This window comes from Bradyrhizobium sp. 132 (assembly GCF_023074185.1).
Lineage (GTDB): Bacteria > Pseudomonadota > Alphaproteobacteria > Rhizobiales > Xanthobacteraceae > Bradyrhizobium.
On record NZ_JADPKY010000075.1, the window covers coordinates 1 to 17,081 of the forward strand.

19 protein-coding genes and 2 pseudogenes are annotated in these 17,081 nt (G+C 60.5%); 19 read left to right on the forward strand and 2 right to left on the reverse strand.

The genetic code is table 11. From position 1 onward, the window contains the following. The 3 genes and pseudogenes from IVA74_RS12180 to IVA74_RS12190 all read left to right on the forward strand — a co-directional run. Positions 1-86, forward strand: a pseudogene (locus tag IVA74_RS12180) (IS5/IS1182 family transposase); the annotation flags it as partial. Positions 87-480: 394 nt separating this feature from the next. Then, entirely contained in the window at positions 481-1,092 is a 612-nt protein-coding gene (locus IVA74_RS12185; RefSeq protein ID WP_247343472.1) for a DNA-processing protein DprA, read from the forward strand. A 79-nt stretch (positions 1,093-1,171) separates the two neighbouring features. Then, positions 1,172-1,729: a hypothetical protein gene (locus IVA74_RS12190; protein WP_247343475.1), complete on the forward strand. Its 558-nt coding sequence runs from the start codon at positions 1,172-1,174 to the stop codon at positions 1,727-1,729. Positions 1,730-2,014: 285 nt separating this feature from the next. Here the strand turns inward: IVA74_RS12190 and IVA74_RS12195 are convergent, their stop codons facing one another. Further along, positions 2,015-2,248 carry a helix-turn-helix transcriptional regulator gene (locus IVA74_RS12195; RefSeq protein WP_247343478.1) on the reverse strand — a complete coding sequence of 78 codons (234 nt, stop codon included), beginning with the start codon at positions 2,246-2,248 and terminating at the stop codon, positions 2,015-2,017. Positions 2,249-2,430: 182 nt separating this feature from the next. Between IVA74_RS12195 and IVA74_RS12200 the strand changes: the two genes are divergently transcribed. The 11 genes from IVA74_RS12200 (at position 2,431) to IVA74_RS12250 (ending at position 10,527) form a co-directional block, all read left to right on the forward strand. Further along, positions 2,431-2,715 carry a DUF2285 domain-containing protein gene (locus IVA74_RS12200; protein WP_247343480.1) on the forward strand — a complete coding sequence of 95 codons (285 nt, stop codon included), beginning with the start codon at positions 2,431-2,433 and terminating at the stop codon, positions 2,713-2,715. A gap of 262 nt (positions 2,716-2,977) precedes the next feature. Then, positions 2,978-3,256, forward strand: a complete 279-nt coding sequence (locus tag IVA74_RS12205) for a DUF2285 domain-containing protein (RefSeq protein WP_247343483.1) — start codon at positions 2,978-2,980, stop codon at positions 3,254-3,256. Positions 3,257-3,415: 159 nt separating this feature from the next. Beyond that, positions 3,416-3,607 (forward strand): DUF6499 domain-containing protein, encoded by a 192-nt coding sequence (locus tag IVA74_RS12210; protein ID WP_247343486.1) that lies wholly within the window; start codon positions 3,416-3,418, stop codon positions 3,605-3,607. A 139-nt stretch (positions 3,608-3,746) separates the two neighbouring features. Beyond that, entirely contained in the window at positions 3,747-4,187 is a 441-nt protein-coding gene (locus tag IVA74_RS12215) for a DUF2285 domain-containing protein (protein WP_247343490.1), read from the forward strand. A 384-nt stretch (positions 4,188-4,571) separates the two neighbouring features. After that, the gene (locus tag IVA74_RS12220; protein WP_018457391.1) at positions 4,572-4,850 is read left to right on the forward strand and encodes a helix-turn-helix domain-containing protein; all 279 of its coding nucleotides are present in this window, start codon (positions 4,572-4,574) and stop codon (positions 4,848-4,850) included. 3 nt (positions 4,851-4,853) lie between these two features. Continuing rightward, complete coding sequence (locus IVA74_RS12225; RefSeq protein ID WP_247343493.1) at positions 4,854-5,756, forward strand: replication initiator protein A; 903 nt, start codon at positions 4,854-4,856, stop codon at positions 5,754-5,756. Between the two features lie 454 nt (positions 5,757-6,210). Further along, entirely contained in the window at positions 6,211-6,675 is a 465-nt protein-coding gene (locus IVA74_RS12230) for a DUF2840 domain-containing protein (protein ID WP_247343496.1), read from the forward strand. Further along, entirely contained in the window at positions 6,675-7,181 is a 507-nt protein-coding gene (locus IVA74_RS12235) for a S26 family signal peptidase (protein WP_247343500.1), read from the forward strand. The genes IVA74_RS12230 and IVA74_RS12235 overlap by 1 nt, the downstream gene beginning before the upstream one ends. Continuing rightward, positions 7,178-8,092 carry a lytic transglycosylase domain-containing protein gene (locus IVA74_RS12240; RefSeq protein WP_247343503.1) on the forward strand — a complete coding sequence of 305 codons (915 nt, stop codon included), beginning with the start codon at positions 7,178-7,180 and terminating at the stop codon, positions 8,090-8,092. Before IVA74_RS12235 ends, IVA74_RS12240 begins: the two co-directional genes overlap by 4 nt. A gap of 240 nt (positions 8,093-8,332) precedes the next feature. Next, positions 8,333-10,057: a DUF3363 domain-containing protein gene (locus IVA74_RS12245; RefSeq protein ID WP_247343516.1), complete on the forward strand. Its 1,725-nt coding sequence runs from the start codon at positions 8,333-8,335 to the stop codon at positions 10,055-10,057. 263 nt (positions 10,058-10,320) lie between these two features. Beyond that, positions 10,321-10,527 carry a cold-shock protein gene (locus IVA74_RS12250; protein ID WP_247343505.1) on the forward strand — a complete coding sequence of 69 codons (207 nt, stop codon included), beginning with the start codon at positions 10,321-10,323 and terminating at the stop codon, positions 10,525-10,527. 177 nt (positions 10,528-10,704) lie between these two features. Here the strand turns inward: IVA74_RS12250 and IVA74_RS12255 are convergent, their stop codons facing one another. Further along, positions 10,705-11,493, reverse strand: a complete 789-nt coding sequence (locus tag IVA74_RS12255; RefSeq protein WP_247343519.1) for a polysaccharide deacetylase family protein — start codon at positions 11,491-11,493, stop codon at positions 10,705-10,707. Between the two features lie 512 nt (positions 11,494-12,005). Here IVA74_RS12255 and IVA74_RS12260 point away from each other — a divergent pair. The 5 genes and pseudogenes from IVA74_RS12260 to IVA74_RS41170 form a co-directional block, all read left to right on the forward strand. After that, on the forward strand, positions 12,006-13,982 hold the full coding sequence (locus IVA74_RS12260) for a conjugal transfer protein TraG (protein ID WP_247343508.1): 1,977 nt from the start codon (positions 12,006-12,008) through the stop codon (positions 13,980-13,982). A gap of 10 nt (positions 13,983-13,992) precedes the next feature. Beyond that, positions 13,993-14,415 carry a CopG family transcriptional regulator gene (locus IVA74_RS12265; RefSeq protein WP_247343511.1) on the forward strand — a complete coding sequence of 141 codons (423 nt, stop codon included), beginning with the start codon at positions 13,993-13,995 and terminating at the stop codon, positions 14,413-14,415. A gap of 388 nt (positions 14,416-14,803) precedes the next feature. After that, positions 14,804-15,256: a hypothetical protein gene (locus IVA74_RS12270; protein ID WP_247343514.1), complete on the forward strand. Its 453-nt coding sequence runs from the start codon at positions 14,804-14,806 to the stop codon at positions 15,254-15,256. A gap of 82 nt (positions 15,257-15,338) precedes the next feature. Continuing rightward, entirely contained in the window at positions 15,339-16,655 is a 1,317-nt protein-coding gene (locus IVA74_RS12275) for an MFS transporter (RefSeq protein WP_247343522.1), read from the forward strand. Between the two features lie 207 nt (positions 16,656-16,862). Beyond that, a pseudogene (locus tag IVA74_RS41170) lies at positions 16,863-16,982 on the forward strand (P-type conjugative transfer ATPase TrbB); the annotation flags it as partial. Between the last annotated feature and the right edge of the window lie 99 nt (positions 16,983-17,081).

The window sequence follows — 17,081 nt, forward strand, 5'->3', positions numbered from 1 at the left end:
GTGTCGCAACTCGCTACGACAAACTTGCCAGAAACTTCTTGGCTGCCGTCCACCTCGCCGCCATCGTCGCCTATTGGATCAATTGAGTCTGAACCCTAGGCTAGAGACCAACATGCTCGCTACGGCTTCCGGCGCCGGGGAGAACGGCGAAAAACATTGTTCGGCCAATTGCTTCACTAAGCTATTGATTAGTCATAGTTTTTGTGGCCGCGCCCGACCCTAGCGCCTGCCGCCCCTGCGCCGACAAGCGCTAACTGCCTGTCCAGGAAAAAAACCCTGAACACAGACGTTAATGCCGGTAAACTCTGAAACCATCATTTGCGGATTCGCAGCATGCCCCTCCACGCAACTAGCGGCTCAACGCCCGCCGGCTCTTCCCGGCGAAGGAGAAGTGAATACACGCCTCCTCCCGAACGGCATGCCTATCCATTTCCGGACCTTCTGAAACGCATTGGTCGACCGGCCCTTGACGACCGGCAGATGGATTTCCTGCGCGACGCTGCAACGGAGAGAGAGGCAACCGTATTCTATGCTGGCAACCTCGATCTACTCGACGCTCCCACTGTCTCGATTGTAGGCACCCGTGCGGTTTCGGACGCTGGGTGGAAACGTGCGTCTCAGTTGGCACGTGAGCTCGCAAAGCGTGGTGTAACAATCGTGAGCGGCCTAGCCAAAGGCGTTGATACCGCCGCGCTGGGCTCTGCTATCGAACATGGCGGCCATGTTGCTGCCGTCATTGGGACGCCGTTGGACAAGGCATATCCAGCCGAGAACGCCAGCCTTCAACAGCAAATTTACGCTCATCACCTGCTGATGTCGCCCTTCAAAGATGGCGATCGCGTGTTCCGATCCAACTTTCCGGTACGGAATCGAGTGATGGCTGCCGTCAGCGACGCGACCGTGATCATCGAAGCCTCCGATACATCCGGGACCTTGCATCAAGCTGCCGAGTGCGGACGGCTCGGCCGCTGGTTGTTCATCGCGAAGTCCGTAGTCGACGACCCCGTCCTATCATGGCCAAAGAACTTCATTGGCAAGCCGAAGGTCGGAGTTCTGTCATCGATCGACGACGTGCTCCACGCCATTGCCTGACCTCAAGCATCTGAGCCTCTGTGCATATCTCACCGACACTGATGTAGAGTGGCGGGACGAAGATTATGTAGCCACTAAGATGGTGAAGGCGCTCAAGGGCGATTCCATTAAGGGATATTTTGACTTCAAGATCGGCGAGAAGGTGCGCCGGTTCGATCAGTCCAATGTGTCGGAGTTCGTAGAGCGAATCCCTCGAGCACTCGCCCGGATGATTGCGCGTCATTATCCCGGTGAGGCCTCTCTAGTGCCTATCCCGAATTCGCACGTCATCGCCTCCACGACGCCCGGATTCAAGACACTCGAATTGGCAGAGAAGATCGCTGCAAATGGCAACGGCAAACTGAAGGTTGTGCCGGCGCTGGTCTTTAGTGAGGTCCAGCAGAAGTCGCGCGAGGGCGGCCCTCGAGATCCGAAGCATTTCGAGAGCGCGTACCGCATCGCGCGAACGCTGTCAGGTCCTGTGATATTGGTCGATGATGTTTGTACGAGCGGCGGTCACCTCGTCGCAGCGTATTGGCGTCTCAACAAGCAGGCCAGTCCAGTCGTGCTCGCCTGCACGTTTGGCAAGACGACCAAGGCTCAGCTTAAGAATCCCATCGGAATGCGCGAAGACCAAATCGACGTGACTCGTCGATAGAAGCGCTTGGCACCACGAGGAGTGGGCCCAACTCGGCGGCATCCAAAATCTCGTCGATCCGGCCGCGAAGGCGGAACGCGGTTTCCGGCTTGCTCTGCCAGATCAGCAGATCAGCTTCGGCGCTTCGAGTACGTGTCCACGGTCACCTCCGAGACGCGGGCGGCGGAGGGGACGGGATAGTATCGCAGCGTGATCTCCATTGCGCAGGGTGCTTTATCGTTGCCCCAAGACGGCCGCATGACTCGATCAGCCGGTCGGCGGCGAAATGCGACTAGGTATCCACCTCTAGTCTGGCCGCGGATATTTCTTCGTAGGACGTGTCAGCAGGTCCGTGACCTCAACGCCAAGAGCGCGCGCAAGACGCTCGACGACATCTATACCGGCCGCATAAACACTCCGCTCGAGCGAGCTGATGTAGGTCCGGTCAATCTCAGCACGATGTGCCAGCTCCTCCTGTGACAGGCCACGGGCTTGTCTATACTTCCTCAAATTGATCGCCAATATCTCGCGTATATCCATGCGCGAGAGGCCATGCTATTGTAGAGTATTTCACCACGGAGTATTCTCGACAAACCATCAAGCGCGGCATTTTTCGGCTGCTTTCTATGTTGTCGGTTTCCAGAATGCGGCTACAGCTGCTGCGTTCAAGAAGCGCGGGGTGGAAGTACACAGATGCCGCTCTACTTCTTGGCAGGAACTCCATGAAAACTCCGCCGCTTGACCCAGATGTCGCGACCTCTGCACCCGCAGATCCCGCGATCACGCCCTATGACGAGGAGCATCTGATGACGTATTGGCGGCTTCTCGACGCGGTGGCCGATGGCGCTGATTGGAAGGAAGTGGCTCGCATCGTGCTGCATATCGATCCGGAGGGAGAGGGCCAATCCGTGCGGGCTCGAACCGCGTTCGATAGCCATCTGGCGCGCGCAAGATGGTTGGCAGATCACGGCTACCGTCATTTGTTGCGCGGCGGCGCAGGTAGATAGCAGGATTTACCACCTGGCCATCCCAGTTAAGAACTCAATTCTCTCCGTCCCTACTTGAGATCGGAATCTCGCAAAGGGCGATTGGGTCCACCGGCGGCGAGGTCTCGCTCAGCTAGGGCTCGACCAGGTTTAGCTAAGGCGGGCGCTGTTCGCGCAGACGGACGTGGAGAAATGGATCCGGCGTCTTGTGGCTTTATGGCACGGTTGTGGCATGCCATGCAGAAATTAAGTAGGATCGAGCAAGGAAGTTGATGGTACAGCCATGCAGATGCCGCCGCTCGAGCCCGAGGTCGCCGATTCAGCACCGGATGATCCAGTCCTTACCTCCTATGATGAGAAGCTTCTGGTGACCTATTGGCGGCTGCTTGATGCAGCAGCCGCGGGTGCTGATTGGAGGGAAGTCTCGCGAATCGTCCTGCACATCGATCCCGATCGGGAGCCGACACGCGCCCGCACGGCCTTCGATACTCATCTGGCCCGAGCAAATTGGATGGCGGACCGCGGCTATCGCGACTTGCTTCGCGGCGGCACCGGCAAGTAGCAGAAATCAGCTGTCGCAAGCTTTTTCTCGAGAATAGCCGTCTCCGGCAATTCTCGTGATGCCCTGCAGGCATCGCGTGATGCCAGATTACTGACTTGTCGAACAACTGAAGGTTACTTAGATCGTCTCCTACTACGGTCTGGCTTTGGGGTTATCTTAATGTCGACATACGACTGGCGCTCAGCGGAGAGTTATCAGCCCGCAATTACTTCAGGTGAAATCGAAGATTTCGCGTGGGAGCTCCTCCGCCGCAATCCTGAATATCAAAGGGACTACCGGGAGGCGCGCGCCAAAGGCGGGCACGTAAGCCCCGAGTTCAGAAGGAGATGGGGCGTCTGCTTTCGCCCATGACCCGCAAGGGTCTTTCTACGAGCAGACCATCTTCTGGGCGCCCGAGGCGATGCCAACGGTGGTGCCGATCATTCGGAGCGCGTCCGGCTCTCAAGGTCCGGACATAGTACTTCCGCTTGCTGACCTTACGTCGGCCACCATGAGGCAAGCAGCGGACGGCTGGCATGCCCTCTTGCTGGTCCAAGGCACGCAGCATCGGTTATGGCTCAGAGAGGCCCCGCGACTCGACATCCGGTATGCCACCGAATTGCCGCTCGATGAGAATTTCGTCGCGCGCGCGCACGCCGCACATCGCCTATGGCGAGCGTTGAACGGCCGCCCGCCGGGACCTGCCTTTCATCGGCTTTCGGCCCCGCAGCGGAAAAAGCTCGGCCTGGCTCTGCGAGCGCGGGATGGGCATGAGGATGGCGCATCCTATCGAATGATCGCGGGGGTGATGTTCGGCAAAAAGCGGCTCATCGAACGCGGCTGGAAGACCCACGACCTGCGCAGCCGTACCATTCGCCTGGTCAAAGCCGGCCGCTTCATCGTGCGTGCCGGCTACCGTGCATTGTTTCGATCGAGATCCCGCAAGACATAGATCTGCATAGCGCACAACTGATGCAACCAGGTCAGGTTTGGCGCCTCTCGCCCTCCCGCTGACTTCACCGGCCGGGCGGCCCGCGGTTGGATCTTACGCGCCATGCGTGCCGATCGCCTGCGGCGCATCGGAACGCTTCGAGCTCCCCCGCACCACGCCCCAACAACTGAGACGTCCCGAGCTGCGCAGCAGAATCGTCGGCCGATTGCTGACTACCAAAGCCTGCAGTCCTCTTTGCGCGATCGCAGCGCGAAACCAAAAGGAGGGGTGCCGAAATCGTCCTAACAATGTTCGGCATCCCCTCACGTGCGTTTGCTCCTCCATGGTGTCCGTCGACGCGCGATCAAACTCCGTCGTGCTCCATGACATCACGGGAGCCATCCGATGCCCGACCCGAACGCCGGCACGCCGCAGCGCTATCTTCGCACACCAGAAGCCGCACGCTTTCTTGGCCTCTCCGGCCGCACCCTCGAAAAGCATCGCACCTATGGCACAGGTCCGACCTACCGCAAGCTGGGCGGCCGCGTCGTCTACGCGCTCGAAGACCTGAAAGCATGGGTGGACCGCGGCGCCAAAACGTCCACCAGCGATCCCGGGGTTGGCACGGTCTTGCCCGCCAAGCGGCACGCGCCCATCGCTTACGCAGGCAAGGAGCGGCGCTGACCCATGCCGGACAGCGACTCCTTTGCGCGCTGGCGGCGCAACTCAGAACGGGATCAGCTCGATCTGTTTCGGGCTCTTCCCGGTGATCTCGCGCCGCGCGACGCGCAAGACCTAATGGCTTATCCGTTCTTTTCGCTGGCGAAGTCAAAGCGGACCGTTCCCATCGATTTCGGGGCCGGGACAATCAGAATCCGTGTCGAAGCTGTGCCGGAACATGGCATGGCGACCATCTGGGATGCGGACGTGCTGATCTGGGCCGCCTCGCAAATTATCCAGGCGCGTGATGCAGGTTTAAAGACGTCGCGGTTGATGGCCGCCACCCCTTACGAGATCCTGACTTTCGTTGGACGCGGCACAAGCGTGCGCGACTACGATCGCCTCAAGGCTGCGCTCGACCGGCTGCAATCGACGACCGTGATGACATCCATTCGCCAGCCGACAGAGCGTCGGCAGCATCGGTTCTCGTGGATCAATGAATGGAAAGAGACGACGGATATGCACGGCCGCGCCCGCGGGCTCGAGCTGATCCTGCCAGACTGGTTCTACACGGGTGTCCTGAACGAAGCACTCGTGCTGACGATCGACCGCGCATATTTCGATCTGACTGGTGGACTGGAGCGCTGGCTTTATCGCCTCGTGCGCAAGCACGGCGGTCGCCAAAAGGGCGGCTGGAGCTTTGATCTTGTGCACCTCCACGCCAAATCGGGCTGCCTATCGCCACTCAAGCACTTCGCATACGACCTGCGCCAGATCGTTCGACAGCAGAGATTGCCAGGATATGAACTGGTCATCTCGCACGACCCAAATGGGACGGAACGGCTAAACTTCGCTCCCACTCCGGTCGACCCGCTTACCAACCGGCTGCGCAAGCGCGGGCTTATCTCCGGCTCGGGGGAAAACCTGTGAATCCCGCCGTGCTATCAGGGACCAGCGCCACCGTGCCATCGGGGACCGAAAACGCGTGCGATCAGGGACCGTTATCGCGGAAAAGCCCTTGCCACAGAGGAGCTTCCGCTTCCTCTAACTTTCCTAACCCGGAATCCTTCGGATTCCTTCTAACGGATCCCCAATCCACGTCCCTGCAGAGTCCGTGGCTGTCCAGCGAGCCTACCGCCTGCGCCAATCTCCGCACGACAGCGGCTGAGCTGCGTCTTGCTTCCTGGAAATGGATCTTCGCAGTCCTGGACCTGCAGGAGCGCTATCTCCTCCCAAGGCGCGCTTGGCGTCCTGACGCGGCCGTGAGCGCGGAGCAGTCGTGCTTCGCCTCGCCTGTCGTTTGCCTATCACGCCTCCTCGTCCTGGATTTCAGATCGCCACGTCTCAGCACCGCCCGTGCCATCCTGCGATATGGAATTTTCATATGAATAATCTCACGACGGTTGAGCTCCTGTGGCTCGAGAAACGCATCGAAAACTGCATTCGGTTCGGCCGGCCAATGTCGGAAGCGATCATCGACCATCACCGGCGTGTTCTTTCATTTGCGCCTGGCAGCGTTTTTGCGTTCGTACGCTGGAGTTCCAATGACTTCGGAACCGTACTGTCACGCATCGATATTCTGCGCGCGTGCGCGCCAGGGCAACGCTACTCGACCGTGCCTTGGATCAGTCCGGGCGGGGAGAGCCTGCTGAGATTGTCAGGTTGGCCGAAGGTCGAACGTGTCCTGCAGCTGATCGAGGCGGTGGAAGCACTGGGCATCGATCCTGCCGACGTGGCGCCCGACTACTGGCACCACGCGCACAACCGCCTTTCGGTGAATGAGACTCCGCGAAGCTACACCCGTGCGCGTCACCAGGCGTGGCTCCGGCGCCAAAGGGTGACACTCTGATGGGCCGGCTCATAACAATTCTTGCAATGTGCGGGGGCACGGCTATTGCGCTCTCCGCCGACCGGGGCACAGCGCCATGGTATATTTGGAACGCTTCGCACAGCGTGCCGATCGGTCTTTACCGCTTGCAGCCGGTAGAGCGTCTCCGTGTCACCTCGCTCGTAGCCGTTCGCCCGCCTGACCCGCTTGCGTCCTTCCTTGATTTGAACGGCTATCTGCCGCTCGGCATTCCCATGCTCAAGCGGGTCTTGGCGCTCCCTGGGCACACCGTCTGCAGACGAGAACTCACTATCCTCGTCGACGGCATCGAGATGGGCGAGGCCCGCGAGCGCGATGGCCGTGGGCGGCCTTTGCCTGCATGGCAAGGCTGCCACGTCCTGATGGCCGACCAGATCTTTCTGATGAACTGGCAATCGGCCGATTCTTTTGACGGCCGCTATTTCGGGCCGATCGCGGCCTCCGCCGTCATCGGCCAGGCTTTGCCAGTGTGGACAAAGGACGAATGACCATGCTTGCCTTGCTTCATCGACTTGCCACTTCATCATGCTTCCGCGGACCACAATCCCTTTGCTCCTTCACGGCCAGGCTCGTCAGCAGATGCGGGCGCGCCGATGATGATCAGCTGCAAAGGCCGCACGTTGACTTCTCTCAGGCTGCGTTCGAGACGATGCGGGCATGCCGTCCATCCCTGCATGTCGTCGTGGCATTCCTGGCAGCTTCTGCAGCTGTCGAATTGCCGTCGAGCTGTCGAGCCCAATCCGAATTGCAGGCGCCTGCTCCGCCCTCAACATGCCTTGGCAAATTCGTCCCATATGCACCCTTCATTGCCGAGGCGTCCCGCCGCTTTGCAGTTCCCGTGCAATTGGTTTGTGCCGTGATCCAGGTCGAAAGCAGTGGCAAAGCGCACGCCGTGTCATCTCGAGGTGCCCTGGGCTTGATGCAAATCATGCCAGGGACGTGGGTCGACCTGAGCGCCCGCTACAATCTAGGCATCGACCCCTTTGACCCACATGACAACATTTTCGCCGGGGCCGCCTACCTGCGAGAGATGCTGGACCGGTTCGGCTCGGACGGATTTCTCGCCGCCTACAACGCAGGCCCCAAGCGCTACGAGGAGCATCTGACGACGGGGCGCGCGCTGCCTGAAGAAACCCTGGCGTACCTGAACAAACTCGAGCCATTGACTGGCATCATACAGCGCGCGCGCGATACTTCGGTCCCCGGTCACGGCACAAATTGGAAGCAAGCCAGGCTGTTCGTTCCGCGATTATATCGCGCGTCGACTGACCGGGGCTCAGTATCTGCTCTGCATGAAATGCCTTCGTCGAAAGACACGCTGACCCCCAACACAATTGGACTTGTGCCCCATGCGATTGGTCTGTTCGTGCCGCGATCGGACGAGGCGAAGTCTCAATGACGATAATCGCATCTGCTCGCATGCCATCGCAAGGTCTCGCATTTTGGAAAGTGATGAGGACACGGGCGGAAGGAGCGGACCGGGGATGGCAGGATAAAAGCCGCAAGGTGCGGCCGGTCGGTTGTGAGAAATCTGGCTTTAGTTTCAATCATCCAATGCAACTTGCGAATCTTGAGCGCACATTTTCAGTTTTGCCAAATTGCAGCCGCGGCTCAGCTTTTTGCACTCTGCCGACAAACGATGGCCGGTAAGGACGACTTCCGAATCCGCCCTGGCCGCATTCGCTCTACGCGAGCGCCGCGGGCAAAGCCGTTTCTGGCGCAGGCCCTCAGAGCCGCGCAGAAGGCCGGCGGTCTGTCACACGGCTATCGTCGTGGAACAAACTTCGGACGTGGACGCGCCGCGAGTCTTGCAGCATCCAGACTGCTCAACAACCGCGCTCGCGGCGCCATGGTCAAGGCGCGGGTGGTTCGCCGAATGCGCACGCCCGGGGCGCTGCGGGCCCATCTTGGTTATCTGCAGCGTGACGGGGTCACCCGGGACGGAGCGCCAGGCAAGCTCTTTGACGCTCTCGGAGATGAAGCAGACGGCCGCGCCTTCGCCGAACGCTGCGAGGGTGACCGGCATCATTTCCGCTTCATCGTTTCGCCCGATGATGCAGGCGAGCTCACCAGCCTGCGCAGCTTCACCCGTGAGCTCATGGATCAGGCCTCACGCGACCTTGGAACGCGCCTCGAATGGGTCGCGGTCGATCACTGGAATACGGAACACCCGCACATTCATATTCTCGTGCGCGGCCGCGCCGATGATGGAAAAGACCTCGTCATCAGTCGCGACTACATCGCAACTGGCTTGCGGGCCCGGGCCGGCGATCTCGTCACCCGCGAACTGGGTCCTCGATCCGAGCTCCAGATCCGCGAAGGGCTGGAAGCCGAGGTGAGCGCCGAACGATGGACCAGGCTCGACCGGGTGCTCGCGCGGCAAGCGGGATTGGCCGATGGGGTCATCGATTTAAGGCCGGAACGGGATGGTGCCCGGGACCCGTTACGAGACATTCGGATCGGGCGGATGCGGATGCTGGAGCGCCTGGGTGTGGCAGAGCCGGCGGGGCCCGCTCGCTGGGTCTTGGCCGAAGACGCCGAGCCACGCCTGAGGGTGCTTGGCGAGCGCGGCGACATCATCAAGCGGCTGCACAAGGCGATTGCCAAGGATGGTCTCGCACGTTCACCGTCCTCCTTTGCGCTCGAAGGCGAGCATCACGGTGAACCGATCATTGGCCGTCTCGTCGCCCGCGGACACGACGACGAGCTGAGGGGCGATGCCTTTGCCATTGTCGACGGCATAGACGGGCGGGTCCATCACCTCAAACTCCCCGATATCGATGCGGCTGGCGACGGGCCGATTGGCGGCGTCGTGGAACTCCGCCGCTTTGAGGATGCGAGGGGACGGACACGCATCGCACTTGCGGTAAGATCGGAACTCGTCCTCGAAAAGCAGGTCACCGCGGAAGGCGCCACATGGCTCGACCGGCAGCTTGTGGCGCGCGAGCCTGCTGAGTTCTCGCGCGCCGGTTTCGGCGCAGAGGTCCGGGCAGCCCTGGAACAGCGAATTGATGTGCTGGCAGAGTACGGACTTGCCCAGCGGCACGGCGACAAAGTGCGGCTTGGCCGCAATCTGATCGAGACCTTGCGAAGTCGCGAGGTCGATAGCGCCGGTCGGCGCCTTGCTGAGGAGACGGGGCTTACTCATCTACCTGCTCGATCAGGTGAACAGGTTTCGGGGACGTACCGACAGCGGCTTTCTCTCGCCTCGGGGCGATTTGCCATGATTGATAATGGGCTCGGCTTTCAGCTCGTGCCATGGGCTCCTTCACTAGAGCGGGAACTGGGCAAACAGGTGAGCGGGATCGCAAGTCCAGGCAATGTCGATTGGTCCGGGGGCCGCAAACGGGGCCTGTCACTTTGACTGGCAGTCTCTTCGCTGGGCTGCGATGCTCCACTGCGGCTGCGCTCGCCCATGTACAAGCCAAGCGCGCTATCCTTTTGTCGCGAGAAGAAGTTTGCTGTAGTCGCGCTCACGCCAACCACGTCCCGGCGGGTCTTGGGGGCGGGACATTTGCTGGTTCGACCATTCTGCGTGTCGGTTCCGAGCAACTGTCTCCTCCTGGAGATCTTGATGCTGGTGCGAGTTTTGGCTAGATCGCATGTGTTCATTTAGGAGAAGTGACGGTGACGATCGGTACTGTAAAGTGGTTTAACACGACCAAGGGCTACGGTTTCATCAAGCCGGATGACGGCGGCCCCGACGTCTTTGTGCACATCAGCGCCGTTGAAAAGGCCGGATACACCGGCTTGGCAGAAGGCGCTCGGATAAGCTTCGAGGCCACGGCTGGTCGTTCCGGCAAAGTATCAGCCGAGAATCTCCGGATCGGATAAGGCCGACATCACCGACGGCGGCGGCAACGGTTGGATCGGGATCCCTCCTGAAAAGGGACCCGACCTCGCCAAAGAAGATATCCTCGCTAGTGGGCGATACGGCCGTGCCATAGCATCGATCTGGACCCGGGCGCACCGTGAGAACCAGTTGGTTAGATTAACCCGATCTACCCGCTGTCATTGCCGCGAACTGCTGCGGCTTGCCGCTGGGGTGACTTCAGCGTTGCTCTCGATCGGGCCAGCCGGCACCAGATGCACGATTCGGTAGCCATTCTCGTGCAGATAGCGCAAGAACGCCGGCATCATGGCGGCCGTTCGGGCCTGGGCATCATGCAGCAGAATGATGCCCTTGCTTGAGACCTCCAATCTCTCGGTAACAGTCTTTAGTTCTTGTTCTGGGGTTAGGTCCTCCCAGTCGCCCGCCGAGAGATCAGCTCCAAACACCACAATCCCGCGCGAACGCAAGAATTCGAGCGTCGCTGGGGTCGAGTCAAAATACGGAAACCGGAAAAAGCGCGACGGCGAGCTTTGGGTGGAGACGCCCTTGGCCGCCGTCTCATCGGCGGCAATTCCACGAGCAATATCCTTCTTGGCCTGTTCGAAGGTCATCTTCGACATTATCGTATGCGACCAGCTGTGGTGTGCGATGGTGTGGCCCTCGGCAGCAATTCGGCGAACGAGCTCTGGAGACTTTGCGGAGGACTTGCCGACCAGAAAGAACGTGGCCCGTACGCATTCCTTGGCGAGCGCCGCCAGTACCTTTTGCGTGCTCGGCGGCCGCGGCCCGTCGTCAAAGGTGAGGACGACCTCATGGTCGGCCAAAGGGAGCGTTTCCCGAAAGCTGTTCAATCCAACGCGCGGGTGGGCCTTTGCATCGACCTCGAGGACGCGGGAGGTGCCGAGCACATCCTGCCGTGGGCAGTCGGCCGCGTCTGTCACGACTATCCCGGCAAGTAGCAGGGTCACAGCACCAGCAAGCGGCGTGGTCAATCTGAGCAGGCGCGTCTTTGAATGCGCCACACCTCCACCCTTACCTGAGCCAGCAGCATTGCCGAAGTATGATAACCTCATGCGATTCAGGTAGCTCTTGGGAAAGGGCAGCTTGGCCGCCGGTGAGGTTATCTATTGCGCGATCGTCAGAACTCCGGGACCCATTCAGCGACACTTCGCGACGATCGAAGGTCGTCCGTCCCTCCAGGGTTTGAACGCTCCAGGAGGGCAATCTTCAGGAACGCTTCACATTATTTGAGCGAAGTCAGCGTTTTCCGCCTATCCATGAGCCTCTCACGCACATAATAGGCGTTTCGGCGCCGTCTCGTGATGCAAACCTCGATCTATCAGTCCCGCTGAACTTGAATGGGCGGTGGCTACGTATCTCGGCTTTGTCCCCGCCGATCTCTGCGCTGCCACGCGCGCCACTGCGACGCGAGCACCATCGTAGTTGTGTGCGCACGTCGATATGCCGAGATATCCCGATCATGTCGGCAACAAAAATCATTTGGCACCAGGTCATCCTGGTCTGCCTCATCGTGCTCGCGTTCCTGTGGGCTGCGACCGAATGGACAGCCTGGCGGCTTGCGTTCCAGCAACAGCTTGGGGCTCCCTGGTTCAAGCTCGGGCATTGGCCGATTTATCAGCCGGCAGCTTTCTTCGGCTGGTGGTTCAAGTTTGATGCTTATGCGCCCGTCGTTTTTCTGGAGGGTGGCGCGATTGCTGCAAGTGGCGGCATCGCGGCCATAGCGCTCGCCATGTTGCTCTCGGTCCTGCGAGCCCATGAAGGGCGGGACGTCACCACCTACGGCTCGGCGCGCTGGGCCGATCTACGCGAAGTCAGACGGGCCGGGCTGTTAGGCCCTGACGGCGTCGTGCTCGGCCGGTTCGGACGTCATTATCTGCGCCACGACGGGCCCGAGCATGTGCTTTGCTTTGCGCCGACGCGCTCCGGCAAGGGTGTTGGCCTCGTCATTCCGACCCTTCTGACCTGGCCGGCCTCCACCATCGTCCATGACATCAAGGGTGAGAACTTCCAGTTGACCTCTGGGTGGCGCGCGCAATTTGGGCCCGTGCTGTTGTTCGATCCCACCAATCCGACCAGCGCCGCCTACAATCCACTCCTCGAGATCCGCCGTGGCGATTGCGAGGTGCGAGATGCCCAAAACATCGCTGATATTCTCGTCGATCCCGAGGGTGCACTCGAGCGCCGCAATCATTGGGAAAAGACCAGCCACTCGCTCCTCGTCGGCGCAATCCTGCATGTCCTCTACGCCGAAGCCGATAAGACCCTTGCGGGGGTCGCAAACTTCCTTTCGGATCCGTCTCGCCCGATCGAGGCTACGCTCAACGCAATGCTGGCGACTCCGCATCTTGGGACGGGCATCCATCCAGTCGTCGCGTCAGCGGCACGCGAGCTTTTGAACAAAAGTGAGAACGAGCGCTCGGGTGTGCTCTCGACGGCGATGAGCTTCCTCGGGCTCTATCGCGATCCGGTAGTTGCCAAGATCACCGCGCGAAGCGATTGGCGCATCCGTGACCTCGTTGACCGCGCTGAATCCGTCTCACTGTACCTCGTGGTGCCGCCATCGGACATCGTCCGCACCAAACCCCTGATGCGGCTCATCCTGAACCAGATCGGACGGCGTTTGACCGAGAGCCTTGATCCCGACCGGCGCCGGCAGAAGCTGCTTCTGATGCTTGACGAGTTTGCAGCCCTCGGCCGGCTCGACTTTTTCGAGAGCCAACTCGCCTTTATGGCAGGTTACGGCATCCGCAGCTTTCTCATCACGCAAAGCCTTAACCAGCTCGAACGCGCCTACGGTCCGAACCATGCGATTCTTGACAATTGCCACGTCCGGATCGCCTTTTCGACCAATGACGAGCGCACCGCCAAGCGCGTCTCCGACGCGCTCGGAACTGCGACCGAATTGCGAGCCATGAAGAACTATGCGGGCCACCGCTTGAGCCCTTGGCTTGGGCACTTGATGGTCAGCCGCCAGGAGACCTCCCGTCCGCTGCTGACCCCCGGCGAAATCATGCAACTGTCTCCGCAAGACGCGGTCGTGATGATTTCCGGTGTGCACCCGGTCCGTGCCAACAAGGTCCGCTACTATGAGGATCCGCAATTCCAGCGACGTGTCTTGAAGCCGCCCCGCTTGGAGCCCAACAAGCAGCCCACCCGCCCAGATGACTGGTCAGCCCGCGCCCCAATATCGCCGTCGCGCCAGCTGCTGACAAGGCGCGCGGGCAGGAGCGACGAGGCGAACGGCGGCTTACGCCGCGAGCCGGAATTGCCGCAGCATGAGGAAATCGAGATCAAGACGCCGGCCGGCGAGCACGAGTTCGACCCCGAGCTCGACGAGGGTGACGAGGATGCCGTCCAGGCGCAACTGATGAGCCGGTCGATGCAGGGAGTTGCGCGAACCGTCACCCTCGATCCGGACGATGGAATGGATCTGTGAGCGAGGCAGCGTGAAAAAGGTCCAGCTCAGCGTCTATCTCGATCCCGAAACGTTCAAAACGCTCGAGGCCTTCGCAAGCCGCGGTGGCCGGTCCAAGTCGCTGGTGGTCGAGGCCGCAATAGGTTCCTTTCTTTCTCCTGACGATTCCGATCGGCGCGAGGCTGTGATAGCAAAACGGCTGGATCGGATTGTGCGGGTGCTCGAGCGTCTTGAACGCAATGATGGCATCACGCTCGAGACCGTCGCGCTCTTCATCCGGTTCTGGCTGACCTCAACTCCGGCATTGCCGGAGCATTCGAGCCCTGCCGCTCGCGCTAAGGGCGGTGAGCGGTACGACCGCTTTGTCGAAGCGCTGGGACGACGACTTGCGAGCGGATCCAGCGTCCTGAAGGAGGTAAGCATTGACGTGCAAGCCTCCGAGAAGCCCGAATAGATACTTCTGCGCGCAGAGTGCCTGTGACGCCCCCTTGGCGATCGAGCGCCGGGCCTAGGTGAGCCGAGCCGGCGCGCGCGCGCGCAGGCAGACTGAGACAGAGTCGTGAAGCGCGGGGCGCTTTCTTGAGGTCCCAGAAGGCACTTCGCGAGTGGCCCTAGCTGCCGCGCAGGAGGCTGAGATATCCCGCTCATCTTGAGCCCGCCTCGTCTTTCTTTGGCTACGCCAGACTACGACGCCAATGTCGGCGCGATTGATGTCGTGGTCGGATTGCCCCTTCTGTCGACGCATCATCGCTGGGCCGATTCATCTGTTTCGACCGGAAAGCCACGCTGCACGGAAAGCGGATGCCGTTTCGTGCGGTCGCAATTGAGGAGCTGAAGAAACAATGCAGATCGATGCTGAGGCTGAAGGTCAGGCCAGCTCTATTGGGAATGGTTTCGATGGCGAGGTGCAGCCGAGCTCGAACGAAGGTCTGCGAACCAAGAAGATCATCGTTCAGCTCTCCGAAGGCATCTTTGAGCGGCTTGAAGCCGCGGCCGAACGCCCAGGAATCGGCAAGAGTATGGTCGTCGAGACGGCGCTTCAGCGTTTTCTGGCTCCTGCGCAAGGGGCCGAAGGGCTCATTCGTGAAACTCTGGACCGGGTCAGTGGTCAGATGGCAAGGCTCGAGCGCGCCTCTGAAACCGATAGGGGTGTACCAGAGAGGCGAACTGTAGAAGAACTGCTTCAGGAGGGTTCGTCCGCACCCGCTGTAGAGGGGGGCTCCGAGCCGCGCGCTGCCGCCGAGGAGGGCGGCAGCAAGCTGAACTTTCGGAGCCTGTCCAGCTCGTTGTGTTGAGCGCACCGTCCAGAACGGCAGAAGCGGGCTGAAAGGGCTCGCCGCGCAAACAACGCCTGTGGTCCGCATCGAACCGCTTCCTGTGTGGCGGCTCATCGCCTGCATCTTTCTTCCCTTCGCGGCCGGGTACTACCTTGCCTACCTGTTCCGGACGATCAATACCCTGATCGCTGGACCCCTTGGCTCCGATCTGGGGCTTGGCGCTGCCGACATCGGGCTGCTCACGTCGATCTATTTCCTGGTCATCATGGCGGGTCAGATTCCCATCGGCATGTTACTGGATCGCTACGGGCCGCGCCGGGTCCAGAGCTTGCTATTGGCCGTGGCAGCAGCGGGGGCCGCGCTTTTTGGACTATCGACGGGTTTCGTTTCGCTTCTCATCGCCCGCGCGATAATCGGACTTGGGAGTGCAGCAGCGCTGATGTCGGGGCTGAAAATGATCGTCCTCTGGTTTCCTAGAGAACGTTTGGCCCTCATCAATGGCTTTATGATCATGCTGGGTTCGTTGGGCGCGGTCACGGCAACCGCTCCTGCCGAGGTGCTCCTGGACTGGATAGGCTGGCGCGGCCTGTTCGCGGTGCTGGCCGCCGCAAGCGCGCTTGCTGCCATTTTAATCTATCTGGTCGCTCCCGAACGAGTGGACAGTCCATCAGGCAGAACGAAGCCGGCCACGCTGAAAACCATCTACTCTGATCAACGCTTCTGGCGGATTGCCCCCCTGTCGGCAACCTGCATCGGATCGGCCTGGGCACTGCAGTCCTTGTGGGCGGCACCTTGGCTTTGCGATATCGAACGGCTCAATCGAACAAGTCTCGTCAGTGAGCTGTTCGTGATGGCGACCGTTTTGAGCCTCGGGGCGCTAGTCTTGGGCGTGCTTGCAAACTGGGTGCGCAGCCGTGGCAGGAATATGGAAGTGTTGTTCGCGGCGGTCGCGGCCCTGTTGATCGGAGCGGAGATCGCCCTCATCCTGCATCCGCCCTGGCCCTCACTTCTGCCGTGGTGCGTCGTGTCGGTGGCCGGATCGGCCACCGCTCTGACCTACGCCATCATAGCAGATTATTTCCCGCCCCAACTGGTCGCGCGCGCGAATGGTGGTTTGAACGTCCTGCAATTTGGCTGGGCCTTCATCGTGCAGTACGGGACGGGACTGATTCTTGAGCGATGGCCCGTTGAGGCCGGCCACCATCCTTTGATTGCCTACCAGACTGCGTTCGGACTGAACGTGCTGCTACAGCTGGCGGCGCTCGCCTGGTTTGCCGTTCCATGGTTTCAAAGCCGGAAAGGGAAAGGCAGGACTCCGGCCATACTCCAACCGGCCTGCGGCTGGAGCTCGGCTCATGCCGCTATCCGAGCGAGCGAGGCTGCGATCCTGGAGGCGGATGAACACCTGGAGTGGTGACGCGAGCTTGACGGGCCGATGCCAACGGGGTGCGCCTCTTTCGGCGCGCCGAACACGAGCTTACCGAACCTTCCTTTCCGACTCTTGTCGTTTCTACGCCAGACTACGACGGTGATGATCCTGTCTTGCGATAGCGTAGGATCTGCTTTTTCTACTTGTCTCACATGAGGCCGCTGAAGGGCAGGGCCTCGATCATGTGGGGCAGCCGTGGCGATACATTCATTTCATTCGGAAGCCGAGTTGCGCGGGGCGCGCATGCTCCGCACCGCCCTTGGGCCGGCCATTGCCGGCTTTTTGGAAGATCAGACCGTTGTAGAGGTGATGCTCGGCGGATTCAAACGGTCGTCGCAACACCAATTGTTTTCACTCATGACAGTAATTCGTCAAGCGCTTCTGCCGGCGTTTTCCAGCCCAGTGTCTTTCTCG

What these genes read in the sequence shown, in the direction of transcription:
- IVA74_RS12185 (WP_247343472.1), top strand. Translation starts at nt 481, where the DNA reads ATGGATTTCCTGCGCGACGCTGCAACGGAGAGAGAGGCAACCGTATTC.
- IVA74_RS12220 (WP_018457391.1), top strand. Translation starts at nt 4,572, where the DNA reads ATGCCCGACCCGAACGCCGGCACGCCGCAGCGCTATCTTCGCACACCA.
- IVA74_RS12230 (WP_247343496.1), top strand. Translation starts at nt 6,211, where the DNA reads ATGAATAATCTCACGACGGTTGAGCTCCTGTGGCTCGAGAAACGCATC.
- IVA74_RS12235 (WP_247343500.1), top strand. Translation starts at nt 6,675, where the DNA reads ATGGGCCGGCTCATAACAATTCTTGCAATGTGCGGGGGCACGGCTATT.
- IVA74_RS12205 (WP_247343483.1), top strand. Translation starts at nt 2,978, where the DNA reads ATGCAGATGCCGCCGCTCGAGCCCGAGGTCGCCGATTCAGCACCGGAT.
- IVA74_RS12240 (WP_247343503.1), top strand. Translation starts at nt 7,178, where the DNA reads ATGACCATGCTTGCCTTGCTTCATCGACTTGCCACTTCATCATGCTTC.
- IVA74_RS12215 (WP_247343490.1), top strand. Translation starts at nt 3,747, where the DNA reads ATGAGGCAAGCAGCGGACGGCTGGCATGCCCTCTTGCTGGTCCAAGGC.
- IVA74_RS12270 (WP_247343514.1), top strand. Translation starts at nt 14,804, where the DNA reads ATGCAGATCGATGCTGAGGCTGAAGGTCAGGCCAGCTCTATTGGGAAT.
- IVA74_RS12190 (WP_247343475.1), top strand. Translation starts at nt 1,172, where the DNA reads ATGGTGAAGGCGCTCAAGGGCGATTCCATTAAGGGATATTTTGACTTC.
- IVA74_RS12245 (WP_247343516.1), top strand. Translation starts at nt 8,333, where the DNA reads ATGGCCGGTAAGGACGACTTCCGAATCCGCCCTGGCCGCATTCGCTCT.
- IVA74_RS12200 (WP_247343480.1), top strand. Translation starts at nt 2,431, where the DNA reads ATGAAAACTCCGCCGCTTGACCCAGATGTCGCGACCTCTGCACCCGCA.
- IVA74_RS12260 (WP_247343508.1), top strand. Translation starts at nt 12,006, where the DNA reads ATGTCGGCAACAAAAATCATTTGGCACCAGGTCATCCTGGTCTGCCTC.
- IVA74_RS12225 (WP_247343493.1), top strand. Translation starts at nt 4,854, where the DNA reads ATGCCGGACAGCGACTCCTTTGCGCGCTGGCGGCGCAACTCAGAACGG.
- IVA74_RS12210 (WP_247343486.1), top strand. Translation starts at nt 3,416, where the DNA reads ATGTCGACATACGACTGGCGCTCAGCGGAGAGTTATCAGCCCGCAATT.
- IVA74_RS12195 (WP_247343478.1), bottom strand. Translation starts at nt 2,248, where the DNA reads ATGGATATACGCGAGATATTGGCGATCAATTTGAGGAAGTATAGACAA.